The sequence below is a fragment of the Actinokineospora iranica genome (genome assembly GCF_900101685.1).
GTDB classification, from domain to species: domain Bacteria; phylum Actinomycetota; class Actinomycetes; order Mycobacteriales; family Pseudonocardiaceae; genus Actinokineospora; species Actinokineospora iranica.
Genome location: NZ_FMZZ01000007.1, coordinates 113,513 through 126,122, shown reverse-complemented (window position 1 = coordinate 126,122; position 12,610 = coordinate 113,513). Strand labels below are relative to the sequence as shown.

Below are 12,610 nucleotides of genomic sequence, written 5' to 3'. Positions count from 1 at the left end.
GGCAGCCTCCTGCCCAGCGGCCCGTCCGGCGGACGGACCAGGTTTGTCCCGCGGCCACGGCCCGTGCCTGGCCGAAGTCGGGCAGCGGCCCGGCCGGGGCCGGGCCGCTGCCACTATGCGCGCGCGCCGACCATCTCGTTGAGAAGCTCGACAACCCGCTCCTGGTAAACGGAAACCGGCCCGGTGTCGGCCTCAAGGCCGCTTTCCAGCCTGCTCAGCGCGTTCTCGGCCCGCACCACCACGTCGGAGATCTCCTCGGCGGCCTCGGGGTAGAGCAGCGCCAGCCCGCGTTTGTCTCCTTCGGACAGATCGATCCCGTTGCCGCTCGGCGCGCAGGAACTCGGGTTCGTCTTGTAGAAGAACGACTCGAAGGCGTAGAGCATGACCGAGTTGTTGTCGAACGGCCCCGCGATCACCTCCGGCGACTCGTTGACCCGCAGGTTGTGGTCGACCTTCGCCTTGGGCCAGTGGTTGGGCGCGCCCGCCAGGTAGGTGTAGATGCCCGGCCTGCGGCCCGCGGCGTCCGGAACGAACACGCCGCGGGCGTTCTTGGTCGGGAGGTAGCCGGGGTCGTCCGCCCAGCGGAACTCCGTTTCGCACGGGCCGCGCATGTTCTGGTGCGCGTGGTGGAAGGCCAGCGCGTGCAGGAACTCGTGCCGCACAACGCCTTCCCAGTCGTCCGGGCGCTCGACGGCGAACCCGCCGAGGTTGAGGCTGCGCTGCCCGGGGCCGCCGCCGACCGGCCCGCCGGGCGAGCCGATGGTCGGGTCGTTGCTGTCGGTGCCGACCAGGGACCAGAACCCGCCCAGGTCGAAGCTGACCCTGATCTCGGCGGCGTGCTCGGTGTCGGACTCGTGCCAGCGGCGGAACCCGCCGGTGGCGGCGGCGAAACCGAAGTCCAGGGTCAGGTTGCACGCGTCGGTGATCTGCTTGGTCGCCTCGGCGATATCGGCGTGCAGCGCGGCGTCGCCGTCGAGGAAGGCGACCCGCACGGTCGAGCCGGGGCGCCAGCGGGCGATGTCGGAGACCAGGAACTCCAAGCCGTCTTCCGATGCCGCGGTCCGCGCGCGCCACTGGTCGCGCACCTGAAGGGACGCGACGAGTTCGTCCGGGAGGGATTCCAGCACTCGGGGCCGCGTGGAAACGCGGCCGTTCGTCGGTGCGTTCATGCTTCCTACTTTCCGGCCCCAACGCGACCGGGGCCGTTGTTTGCCGTACCTGTTCTCATCGCCGCGCCCACCCGACCGGTTAGGGTCCGAGGGAGCGGCTGAACGGGTGAATCACGGCTCGAACCCACTCGGCTACGGCCGGTACCTCAAGTAAAGGTGAGGGCCGCCCTCCCCGAAGGCGGCCCTCACCACGGTTTGCCGGTGGGCGGTTAGGTCCTGTCTCGACGTGCCGGTGCGGCTGGCGCGTGCCCGCGCCTTGAGACAGGACCTAAATCGTCATTCGGGTGCCGTCGAACCGGGTGAGGCCGAAGGAGGCGTCCTCGTGGCCGACCCGGACCTGGTCGCGCAGGACGCCGATGGCCACGGCCTCGCCGAGGCGCACCGCTGCGGAGTAGTCGGTGCGCCAGTGCACGCCCGCCATGGTGCGGGCGCTGGCGATGTTCGCGGCCACCTTGTCCAACTCGCCGCCGACGGTCAGCTTGTCCGCGTCCGCGCCCTCGTAGGGCGCCAGCGCGGTGCCGGAGGTGTTGGGCACGACCGCGCGCGGCAGCGTCCAGGACTCGTCGAACCACGCCTTGAGCACCGTGACGCACGCGCCAGCCACCGTGGCGTGCCCGGACCCGTAGGACGGGTGCATCGGCGAACCCTCCGGAAACGCCTGCGGCAACAGGAAAGAACCGTGTCGCTCGTGCACCAGCTTGAGCGCCGTGGAGTCCAGCACCTCGATGTCGATCATGTCGTAGTCGCGCAGGCCGGTGAGATGGGCGTGCACCCGGCCGCCGAACGCCTCCGGCCGCGGCCGCCGGTGCACGAACCACTTCTGGAACCACGCCGCCTTCAGCGCCCGGGTGGCGACCTCGGTGACCAGGGTCAGCACGTGCGGCGGGCCGTAGGTGCCGAAGCCCTCCTGGTTCGCCGAGTGCCGGTACGGGTTGCCGTTGTCGACCGGGGCGTCCAGGCCCAGCAGGATCAGCGCGGCGTTGAGGTAGGCCTCGTACAGCGCGTCGAAGTGCACGTAGTTCGCCATGTCGCGCGGCGTGCGCAGGAACCGGCGGTTGACGTGGTCACGCTGGATCGGTGCGACCCGCTCGCCGCGCTGCACCGCCAGCCAGTCGTCGAACTTGGTCAGGAAGTCCCGGTTGCGGCGCACCGTGTCGTGCGTCTGCGGGATGCGCAGCGTGCCGTACTGGATGTCGCGCAACAGGAACTGCGACAGGTACGGGCCGCGTCGGTCGCCGGGAGTGTCACCGCGGAAGAGCAACCCCGGGGTGACCCGGCCGTTTTCCTTGGGAGCGCGGTAATCCGACAGCCGGGACAGCTCGGCCGCCGCCTGCTCGGCCAGCGGGTTGGTGTCGAAATCGGTGAACGGGACGTCGCGGCAGAGCGCCATCCAGTACAACTCGACCATCTCCGCGGAGTTGCGGGCGCTGTCGACGCGCGGCGCGGCGGGCATCAGCAGCGCCTGCGCGTCCGTCCCCTCCAGGTCGAAGGCCAGACCCGCCCGCGGGTTGACCAGTTTGCGCTCACCCACCGGAACGCGCTCGAAGTCCTCGGCCCGGCCAGTGGTCAGCGCCCGCAGCAACAGGTTGTACGCCTCGGGCACGACTTCGCCGGTGTCGTCGTGCGGCAGTCCCTTGCTGAAGTTGGCGACGAAGGGATAGTCCCCCTCTTCGCCGTTGTTCACGTGGTCAGGCCACGGATTCCTGGTCGCGGCGTCAGCGGCGGCGAGCCGGGACGCGCGCACGAGAGAACAGCGGTCTTCCATTGGTAATCCCCCAGAAGAATCATGTCGCCCCTCCCCAGAGGCGTGCCCCCAGCAGACCACTGCGCGCAACCAAGATCAGCGGCCAAACGGGTGAATTCTTTTGTGAAAAGACTTTCCATTCGATGTCACGGTCACCATGCGCAATCCTTAGCGTGACCGCATTCCGCACTCGGTTTCGCGGTCGGTTTCGCGGTCGGCCTTTACCGGCCCGCCGGTGTCCGGGACCCGGCGGACCGCCGCCTGCCGCGCGTTCGCGACCGGCGGCGGGAACGGCGGGCTATTCGGGAAGGTCGAGAGTCCAGCGGTAAGCCTGGACCAGCCCCGAGTTGAAACCGGCCGCCGAGCCCCACAGGAACAGGCGGAACTGCCGGTAGGCCTGCTCTCCCCACCCTGCGACGATGTCGTCGTGGGCGGCGTCGAGGCGTTGTGCCCATGCCTTGCACGTCAGGTAGTAGTTGTGCCGTTCGTCGTTGACCGAGCGGAGGTAGAACGGGGACTTCGCCACCTGCCGCAGGTAGTCGTGCAGGAGCAAGGGGGTCGAGACGCCGGGGTAGATGTAGCGGCTCATGAAGGTCGACATGCGGTGCTTGGCGCGCATGGCCAGCGCGTCGAGGTAGATCCGGCCGCCGGGGCGCAGGAGTTGCTGGTACTTGCGCAGGCTGGCGCGGTAGTCGGGCAGGTGCTCGGTGACACCCATGTTGACGATCGCGTCGAACCTCTTGCCCGGCTTGTACCTCAGGATGTGCTTGCGCTCCACCCGCGCGGGCAGGTTCTCCCGGGAGATCAGGTCCTTGAGATACAGCTCCGACGGCTCGGACAGGGTCAGCGTGGTCACGTCGATGCCCTTGCGGCCCGCGTGCTCGACGAACGCGCCCCAGCCGCCGCCGACCTCCAGCACCCGGTCGCCGGGGCGCAGGCCCAGGTCCTCGATCGCGATGTCGAGTTTGCGGGTGACCGCGTCCTCCAGCGGCTCGTCGTCGGTCTTGAACGAGCCCTGGGTGTAGCAGCGGTGCCGGGTGTCGAGAAAGGACAGGAAGAACTCGGGGTCGCGGTCGTAGTGCGCGGTGATCGATCGCCGGTCGTGCTCGGTCTTCCCGCGCACGAACGAGGGCAGGAACCGGTTGACCCAGGCGATCGGATGGAAGTCGCCGAAGAAGCCGCGCACCGACAGCGCGGCGAAGATGTCGCCCTCGACGTCGACGTGGCCGTCGAGGTAGGCGAGGGCGACCTGGACTTGGTCAAGAGAGTTGAGCGCCGCCAGGCCCGCCGAATCGCGCGCGATCAACTCGAAGGCCGGTTCCCCGGCTCCCAGCGTCCGCCCCGCCCCGGTCGGGGGCTGGACCCGGAATGGCACTTCTTCCCGGTTGCGGAAGAACGCCCGATAGCGCCGCTGAAAAGCGGCCCAATCCGCAGTCTGCGCCGTCACGGACGTCAGCGTAGCAGCGCCGCACGACCCGACCAAGCATATTCGACCCGGCATTCCCCCCGGCGCCCCCTAGTCGCCGCGATCACAATGTGACCGCCGGTGAATACCCGGAAAATGTCACTCCACGGAATAACGCCATTCACCCAATGGGAATCACTCAGGTCACCGAGACGATCTCCGCGCGGGTCAGCGCGCCGTCGGTGACCCGCAGCAGCCCCATGGTGCCGTGCGGCTGGCGGCGGCGGTCGGTCGGCGACCCCGGGTTGAACACCCGCACGCCGTCGCCGGTCAGGTCCATCGGGATGTGCGAGTGCCCGAACACGACGAGGTCCGCGTCCGGGAACCGGCGGCGCATCCGGGCGGTGCGGCCCGCGGCAGGCCCGCTGTCGTGGATCATCGCGACCCGCAGCCCGGCCAAGTCGACCTCCAGCGTCTCCGGGGCGCCCCAGGCAGCGACGTCGGGGCCGTCGTTGTTGCCCAGGACCGCGTGGACCGGGGCGTAGGCCGACAGCTCGTCGAGCACGTCGGCGGTGCAGACGTCGCCAGCGTGCAGGATGAGATCCACCGTCCGCAGGCGTTCGGCCACCGCGGCCGGGCAGGTCTTCCACCGGCGGGGCGCGTGCGTGTCGGACAGGACCGCGATATCCATGCCGACCATCATGCCGCACCCGGCCTGCATCCATCGGAAACGATGGTCGCATATTCCGGAAACCTCTCTTCGGTATTCATGGTCGCTAAACCCGGGGCCACCCGTTCAGGGGATCGAGACGACTTTCCCGGGCCGCTGACCTGGCGATTCACTTTCCCGCTCACCCAGACGAGGGAGTAGCTCGGTGTGCTGGGCAGATCCCCCGGGTAGTGCCTTGACAGCCGTTCGTTCGGTCGAATGGCTGTGCACCCGAGAAGGGAGGGACAGACATCGTGACGACTCGAATACCGCCGAATATCGCCGCGATCGATTTCGGGGCGGGGGTGTCGGACGCGTGGCGCGCGATCGCCACCTTCGTCCCCAAACTGGTCGGCTTCCTGCTGATCATGCTGATCGGCTGGTTCATCGCCAAGGCGCTGGCCAAGGTCGTCGACAAGGTCCTCGAACGCGTCGGCTTCGACCGCGTGGTCGAGCGCGGCGGCGTGAAACAGGCGCTGGCCCGGTCCAAATACGACGCCTCGGACATCATCGCCAAGCTGGTGTACTACGCCATCCTGCTGCTCACCCTGCAGATCGCCTTCGGGGTGTGGGGCGCCAACCCGGTCTCGTCGCTGCTCGCCGACATCGTCGGATGGCTGCCCAAGGCCGTGGTCGCGATCGTCATCGTGGTGATCGCCGCGGCCATCGCGTCGGCGGCGAAGGACTTCATCGCGGGCGCCACGGGCGGGCTGTCCTACGGGCGGGTCCTAGCCAACATCGCGTCGGTCTTCATCCTCGCCCTGGGCATCATCGCCGCGCTCAACCAGATCGGCGTCGCCACGACCGTCACCACCCCGGTGCTGATCGCCGTGCTGGCCACGGTCGCGGGTATCGCGATCGTCGGGGTCGGCGGCGGCCTGGTCCGGCCCATGCAGGAGCGCTGGGAGGGCTGGCTGAACAAGGCCGAGCAGGAGATCCCGCGGATGCGCGAGCAGGCGGAGTCGCACCAACCGGAGTCCGGCGTCGGCAGCACCGAGCGGATGGCCCGCGCGGGCGCGACCGCTCCGAGCGGGACGTCGACCCGGCCACCCGGCGCGGCGCCGACGGCGACCCCGGGGAACCTCGGGCAGCCGCGCGGCCAGTGACGGCATTCCCTGAAGAGAGGTAGGACAAGATGACCAACACCATCCAGTTCGCCGACTTGGCGGGCCACACGGTCTACGACTGCGACGGCAACAAGATCGGTGACGTCGGCCAGATGTGGTACGACGACGAGACCGGCAACCCGTCCTGGGTGAGCGTCCGCACCGGGCTGTTCGGCATGAACGAGTCGTTCGTCCCGATCGAGGGCCTGCGCGGCGCCAGCAGCGGCGACCTGCAGACCCCGTTCACCAAGCAGCAGGTCAAGGACGCTCCCAATGTCGACCCCGAGCACGGGCACCTCGACGAGACCGAGGAAGACCGGCTCTACCGCCACTATGGCGTCACCAACCGGCACACCGCCCAGGAGGGCATGGCGGGCAGGCAGGGCACGGCGGGCCGCCCGGGTCCGCAGGGCACGATCGGGCAGCAGCGCGCGGGCACGCACGACACGATCGGCCGGGACAAGAAGCAGGCCGGACGCACGGACGACGCCATGACCCGCTCGGAAGAGCAGCTGCGCGTCGGCACGGAAAGCCGGGAGACCGGCCGGGCCCGCCTGCGCAAGTACGTGACCACCGAGAAGCAGCAGATCGAGGTCCCGGTGACCCGCGAGGAGGTCCGCGTCGAGCGCGAGCCGATTACCGAGGCCAACCGCGACGCCGCGCTGTCCGGCCCGGACATCACCGAGGCCGAGCACGAGGTCACGCTGCGCGAAGAGCGCCCGGTGGTGGACACCGAGACGGTGCCGGTGGAACGCGTCCGGCTCGCCAAGGAGCAGGTGGCCGACACCGAGACCGTCGCGGGCGAGGTCCGCAAGGAGCACATCGAGGCCGACACGGCGGGTGACAAGGGCACCGGCCGTGGCCGCAAGCGATGAAGAGTCTCCACATCTCGACGGTGAGTGGGTCTGGTTCCCCCGCGGAACCAGACCCACTCGCCATTCTCGGCGTCGGGCAGGTCACGCGCGCGCCAGCGTCACCCGTTCGTTGGGCACGCAGTGGGTCATCGTGATCCCGGAGACATCGCGCGGGCCGTTCTGACCGAGGTTCGCCAGCCGCTTGCGGTCCTCGTCGCCCAGGTCCTGGCTCGGCAGCGGCTCCAAGTGGGCGACATCGCCGGGCCCGATGCCGAGACCGTCCCCGACGCGCAGGCCCAGCTCGTCCTCCACCAGCAGGAAGTGCCAGACCATGCGCTCCTGGATCGGGCGGTCGCACTGCGCGAGCTGGGCCACGAGGTTGCGGACCAGGTCGTCGCGCTCCCAGTCCTCCATCAGCCGGAAACGCTGACCGGCCTGGCGGTAGTCGTCGGTGCGCGGGATGCGCTTGCGGGTCAGCCTGCCCTCGATCACCGGGCCCTGGTCGTCATGGGTCGGGTACTGGCCCTCGCGCAGGCCCCCGATAGTGGACGGCTCGTAGTTGACGTGCGGGTTCTCACCCGCCTGGTCGACGTAGTAGGTCATCTGGCTGTCGCGCTGGTTGGTGCGCACGAGGGCGTTCTTCGGCTGGTTCACCGGCAGTTGCAGGTAGTTCGGGCCGACCCGGTAGCGCTGGGTGTCGCTGTAGGAGAAGGTCCGGCCCACCAGCATCTTGTCGTCGGAGAAGTCCAGGCCGTCGACCAGCACGCCGGTGCCGAAGGCGATCTGCTCGTTCTCGGCGAAGAAGTTGCCGACATTGCGGTCGAGCGTCATCCGGCCGACCGGCTTGGGCGGGAACAGCTCCTCCGGCCACGCCTTGGTGTCATCGAGCGGGTCGAAGTCCAGTTCGGGGTGCTCGTCGTCGGACATGATCTGCACGAGCAACTCCCACCGCGGGTGGTCGCCGCGCTCGATGGCCTCGTAGAGGTCGCGGGTGGCGTGGCCAAGCTCCTCGGCCTGGATGACCGCCGCGTCGGCCTCGGTGAGGCTGCGCACCCCGGCGGAGGGCATCCAGTGGTACTTCACCAGATGCGTCTCCCCGCTGGCATTGACCCACTTGTAGGTGTTCACGCCGAAGCCCTGCATGTGCCGGTAGTCGGCGGGGATGCCGCGCGGGCTGAACAGGTTCACCAGCATGTGCATGGCCTCCGGGGTCTGCGACATGAAGTCGAAGATCCGGTTCGGCGTCTGCCGGAAGGTCACCGGGTCCGGCTTGAGCGCGTGGATGACGTCGGGGAACTTGACCGCGTCCCGGATGAAGAACACGGCCAGGTTGTTGCCGACCAGATCCCAGTTGCCGTCCTCGGTGTAGAACTTCACCGCGAACCCGCGCGGGTCCCGGGCGCACTCGGAGGAGTCCCGGCCGCCGATGACGGTCGAGAACCGCACCGCGACGTCGGTGCGCTTGCCGCGCTCGGAGAACAGCTTGGCCCGGGTGTATCGCGCGATCGGCTCGTCGCCCCACGTCCCGTAGGCCTCGAAGTGCCCGTACGCGACGGCCCCGCGCGCGTGCACCACCCGCTCCGGGATGCGCTCGCGGTCGAAGTGGCTGATCTTCTCCAGGTAGTGGTAGTTCTCCAGCGTGGCCGGGCCACGCGGCCCCACGGTCCGCTGGTTCTGGTTGTCATAGACGGGGTGCCCCTGGCGGTCGGTCAGGACCGGGCGGTCGTCGTCCGGTCCGGATCCGATGCTCGACACGTCGGTCATGGCTGGGTGGTCCTTCCTCGCTGAGGAGCGGTCGCGTCATAGCCGGTCGCGGTGCGACTACCCAGGCACCGGACGCGGCAACCCTGAAAGTGGAGGCCGATGGAGCGGCGGGAGATCGCCGGGGCCCGCGCGACTCGGCTCACCTGACCAACCCGGGGGCGTCAGCCGCGCCGGTGGGCGGCTTCGGTGCGGTCGCGCTCGGTCAGCACCGGCTTGATCTCGCGCTCTTCCTCGTCATCGAGCGAGCGGGTGTCGCGCGGCGGGAGGAACGGCTCGCGGTCGGTGGGCCCGCCCTCGGAGATGGCCTTGGCGCGGGCGATCTCCGCGTCGAGTTCCGCGCCGAGCAGGACGGCGAGGTTGCTGATCCACAGCCACACCAGGAAGCCGATGACGCCGCCGAGCGAGCCGTAGGTCTTGTTGTAAGAGCCGAAGTTCGCGACATACAGTCCGAACGCGACGGACGCGAGGACCCACAGGACTACCGCGAGGACGCCGCCCGGGCTCAGCCAGCGGAACCGCGGGTGCCGCACGTTGGGCGCCGCCCAGTACAGGATGGCCAGCGCCAGGCTCACCAGCAGCGCGATGACCGGCCACTTGGCGATCTCCCAGACCAGGACGCCGGTCGACCCGATGCCCAGCGCGGACCCGAGCCGGTCGGCGATGCCCCCGGTGGCCACCACCCCGGCGGCGCTGACCGCCAGCAGCACCACCACACCCAGGGTGATGGCCACCCGCAGCGGGACGGTCTTCCACACCGGCCTGCCCTCGGGCATCTCGTAGATGGAGTTCGACGCGCGCATGAACGCGCCGACGTAGCCGCTGGCCGACCACAGCGCGCCGACCAGACCGACGATGGCCAGCGGACCCGCGATCGAGGCGTTGCCCTGGAGTTCGCGCAGCGCGCCGGTGATGATGTCGGCCGCGGCGCCGGGGGCGAGGGCGTTGACGTTCTCCACCAGGGTCGCGGTGGCCGACGGGCCGAGCATCGCGAGCACGGCGGACAGCACGATGATCGCGGGGAACAGGGACAGGACCCCGTAGTAGGTCAGCGCCGCCGCCCAGTCGGTGAGGTTGTCCTTCTGGAACCCGCGGACAGTGCGTTTGAGCAAGGCCCACCAAGAGCGGGCAGGCAGGTCTGTCGGGCTGTCGGTCATGGGCGCACCTCCGTGTCGACTCGCCGCCGGGGAACTACCCCGCCCGCCCGCGCCGAAACCCCGTTTCACGCCGTCCCACCCAGGGCACACCGGACCCACGTGGAACGGGAGGTAGACATGCCTGGACGGGAAAGCCTGCCGAGCACGGTGCGCCGCTCGGACGCGCACGCGCAGCGCCTCTGGGTCGCCGCCCACGACTCGGCGATCGAGACTTACGGCGAAGGGGAACGCGCCCAGCGCACCGCGTACGCCGCGCTCAAGCACTCCTACGAGAAGGTCGGCGACCGCTGGGAGGCCAAAGCCGAACGCGGCCCGTCGGACCGCCAAGCCGAGCGGCGGACGTCGAAGCGCGGCGAGACCGCGGGCGGCGTCGACGCCAACGCGAGCAAGCGGCACCTCTACGACCTGGCCCGCCGCCTCGACGTCAAGGGCCGGTCCTCGATGAGCAAGAGCGAACTGGTCGAGGCCGTGCAGAAGGCCAACGACCGCGCCACCGCCAAGGCGCGGTCCTGACCCTGGGCCCACCCGGGGAGCCCGGGTGGGCCCAGTGCGCCGTCAGTGGCTCGCCATGACCTGCTCGGCCCGGTCCCACGCCCGGTGCAGGCCGACCGCGTCGAACAGGGCCGCGGTGAACGGGCGGGCCACCGACTCGCCCAGGACGACGCCCGGGGCGGTCACGTCGATGCCCGCGTCCCGCAGCACCTGCTCGCCGTCGCCCCAGGCCGCGATGGCCTTGCAGTGCCGGAACATCTCCTCCAGCAGGACTGACAGCTTCATGTCGGTCAGCCCCGCCGTGCCGTCGGCGATGACGATCGCGTCGTACTCGATGGAGCGGGTGGCGAGCAGGGCGCGCTCCACGGTCTGCTGCGACCGCCCCTTCTTCAGCACACCGCCGGTCGGCGCGACGACCCGCAGGATCGCCCCCTTGGCCTCCACCGCGCGCCGCAGCTTGCCGACGCCGGAGAGATCGGCCCCGTCCGCCGCCACGACGCCGATGACCCGGCCGGTGATCGGCCCCGGGCCAGGCGGGATCTGCGAGAGCGCCGGGGACACGACCGTGTCCTGCGGTGCGTTGCCGCTCGGCGCGGGCAGCCCCAGCCCGGCGGCGACCCGCTCGCACAACTCGGCGTCGATGTTGGCGAGGTTGGCCAGCATCCGCTCGCGGATCGCCTGCTCGTAGCACTTGGCGAGCTCGAAGGTGAACGCCTGGATGATGTGCATCCGCTCGACCGGCGACAGGCTGCGGTAGAACATCGCGGCCTGGGAGAAATGGTCCGAGAACGACACCGGGTTGGCGCGCTGCTTGCGGCCCTCCACCCTCCGGGGCAGGTGCACATAGGCGCCCTCCCCCTCGGTGGCGACCTGAGGCGAGCCGCCGTCGACGCTGTTGGGCAGGTACGGCGCCAGTCCCTGGTGGACGGCCATCTGGTGCATTCCGTCGCGCAGGTTGTCGTTCACCGCCGCGTGCGGGCAATTGATCGGAATCTGGGTGAAGTTGGGGCCGCCGAGCCGGGTGAGCTGGGTGTCCAGGTAGGAGAACAGCCGGGCCTGCATCAGCGGGTCGTCGGTGACCTCGATGCCCGGCACCAGGTTGCCGGTGTGGAAGGCGACCTGCTCGGTCTCGGCGAAGAAGTTGGTGGGATTGCGGTTCAGGGTCAGCCTGCCGATCACCCGCACGGGGACCAGTTCCTCTGGAACGATCTTCGTGGGGTCGAGCAGGTCGATGCCCTCGAAGGTGTGGTCCTCGGTGTCGGACATGACCTGGATGCCCAGGTCGTACTCGAACGGGGCGCCTGCCTCGATGGAGTCGGCGAGGTCCCTGCGGTGGAAGTCGGGGTCCATGCCCGCGGCCAGTTGCGCCTCTTCCCAGGTAAGGGAATGGATTCCCGCGACCGGCTTCCAGTGGAACTTCACCAACGCGGTGGCGCCGTCGGCGTTGACCAGGCGGAAGGTGTGGACGCCGAAGCCCTCCATGGTCCGGTAGGAACGGGGGATGCCTCGGTCGGACATCGCCCACATGACATGGTGGGTCGCCTCGGTGTGCAGGGAAACGAAGTCCCAGAAGGTGTCGTGGGCGGTCTGCGCCTGGGGGATCTCGCGGTCTGGATGTGGTTTGCCCGCGTGGATGATGTCGGGGAACTTGATGCCGTCTTGGATGAAGAAGACGGGCATGTTGTTGCCGACCAGGTCGAAGTTGCCCTCCGCGGTGTAGAACTTGACGGCGAAGCCACGGACGTCTCGGACCGTGTCCGCTGATCCTCTCGATCCCAGGACGGTGGAGAACCGGGTGAAGACCGGGGTTTCCCGCCCTTTCTCGGCCAGGAAGGCGGCTTTGGTCACCGAGGCGGCATTTCCGTTGGCCGTGAAGACCCCGTGGGCCGCCGCGCCGCGGGCGTGGACCACCCGTTCCGGGATGCGTTCGTGGTCGAAATGGGTGATCTTCTCGCGGAGATGGAAGTCCTCCATCAGGGTCGGACCGCGGGTGCCCGCCTTGAGGGAGTGGTCTGTGTCGGGGAGTCGCACGCCTTGGGCTGTGGTGAGGTAGTCGCCTGTTTGGGCTCGTTGATCCTCTGTGGACGTCGCTCCCGTTGGGCTTGCGGGTTCGGGGGCGGACTGGTCGCGTTTGCGCCTCGGTGGCACGCGGTGCCTCCTTGATGAGATGGGGCAAAGTGGGGGCGTACCCGCGTGTGCGTGCTGTCATGCGT

General features: G+C 69.4%; 10 protein-coding genes. 3 read left to right on the top strand and 7 right to left on the bottom strand.

Annotated elements, in window-relative coordinates; genetic code table 11:
- Window positions 1-113: 113 nt before the first annotated feature.
- The 4 genes from BLS56_RS16055 to BLS56_RS16040 form a co-directional block, all read right to left on the bottom strand.
- On the bottom strand, window positions 114-1,169 hold the full coding sequence (locus BLS56_RS16055; RefSeq protein ID WP_139190733.1) for a zinc metalloprotease: 1,056 nt from the start codon (window positions 1,167-1,169) through the stop codon (window positions 114-116).
- A 268-nt stretch (window positions 1,170-1,437) separates the two neighbouring features.
- Window positions 1,438-2,934, bottom strand: a complete 1,497-nt coding sequence (locus BLS56_RS16050) for a vanadium-dependent haloperoxidase (protein WP_091451187.1) — start codon at window positions 2,932-2,934, stop codon at window positions 1,438-1,440.
- Window positions 2,935-3,211: 277 nt separating this feature from the next.
- Window positions 3,212-4,360 (bottom strand): class I SAM-dependent methyltransferase, encoded by a 1,149-nt coding sequence (locus BLS56_RS16045; RefSeq protein WP_091451183.1) that lies wholly within the window; start codon window positions 4,358-4,360, stop codon window positions 3,212-3,214.
- 157 nt (window positions 4,361-4,517) lie between these two features.
- The gene (locus BLS56_RS16040; RefSeq protein ID WP_091451648.1) at window positions 4,518-5,009 is read right to left on the bottom strand and encodes a metallophosphoesterase family protein; all 492 of its coding nucleotides are present in this window, start codon (window positions 5,007-5,009) and stop codon (window positions 4,518-4,520) included.
- Between the two features lie 272 nt (window positions 5,010-5,281).
- Here BLS56_RS16040 and BLS56_RS16035 point away from each other — a divergent pair, with 272 nt between their 5' ends.
- Together BLS56_RS16035 and BLS56_RS16030 are read left to right on the top strand one after the other, a co-directional pair.
- Window positions 5,282-6,133 carry a mechanosensitive ion channel family protein gene (locus BLS56_RS16035; RefSeq protein WP_228771674.1) on the top strand — a complete coding sequence of 284 codons (852 nt, stop codon included), beginning with the start codon at window positions 5,282-5,284 and terminating at the stop codon, window positions 6,131-6,133.
- 29 nt (window positions 6,134-6,162) lie between these two features.
- Window positions 6,163-7,008, top strand: coding sequence for a DUF2382 domain-containing protein (locus tag BLS56_RS16030; RefSeq protein ID WP_091451180.1), 846 nt, complete (start codon window positions 6,163-6,165; stop codon window positions 7,006-7,008).
- 81 nt (window positions 7,009-7,089) lie between these two features.
- Here BLS56_RS16030 and BLS56_RS16025 read toward each other — a convergent pair whose 3' ends face one another.
- Together BLS56_RS16025 and BLS56_RS16020 are read right to left on the bottom strand one after the other, a co-directional pair.
- The gene (locus BLS56_RS16025; RefSeq protein WP_091451177.1) at window positions 7,090-8,751 is read right to left on the bottom strand and encodes a catalase; all 1,662 of its coding nucleotides are present in this window, start codon (window positions 8,749-8,751) and stop codon (window positions 7,090-7,092) included.
- A gap of 161 nt (window positions 8,752-8,912) precedes the next feature.
- Window positions 8,913-9,905: a YihY/virulence factor BrkB family protein gene (locus tag BLS56_RS16020; protein ID WP_091451174.1), complete on the bottom strand. Its 993-nt coding sequence runs from the start codon at window positions 9,903-9,905 to the stop codon at window positions 8,913-8,915.
- Window positions 9,906-10,022: 117 nt separating this feature from the next.
- On the opposite strand from BLS56_RS16020, the gene BLS56_RS16015 reads away from it, so the two are divergent.
- Entirely contained in the window at window positions 10,023-10,418 is a 396-nt protein-coding gene (locus tag BLS56_RS16015; protein WP_091451171.1) for a ChaB family protein, read from the top strand.
- A 42-nt stretch (window positions 10,419-10,460) separates the two neighbouring features.
- Here the strand turns inward: BLS56_RS16015 and BLS56_RS16010 are convergent, their stop codons facing one another.
- Window positions 10,461-12,545, bottom strand: a complete 2,085-nt coding sequence (locus BLS56_RS16010) for a catalase (protein ID WP_091451168.1) — start codon at window positions 12,543-12,545, stop codon at window positions 10,461-10,463.
- Between the last annotated feature and the right edge of the window lie 65 nt (window positions 12,546-12,610).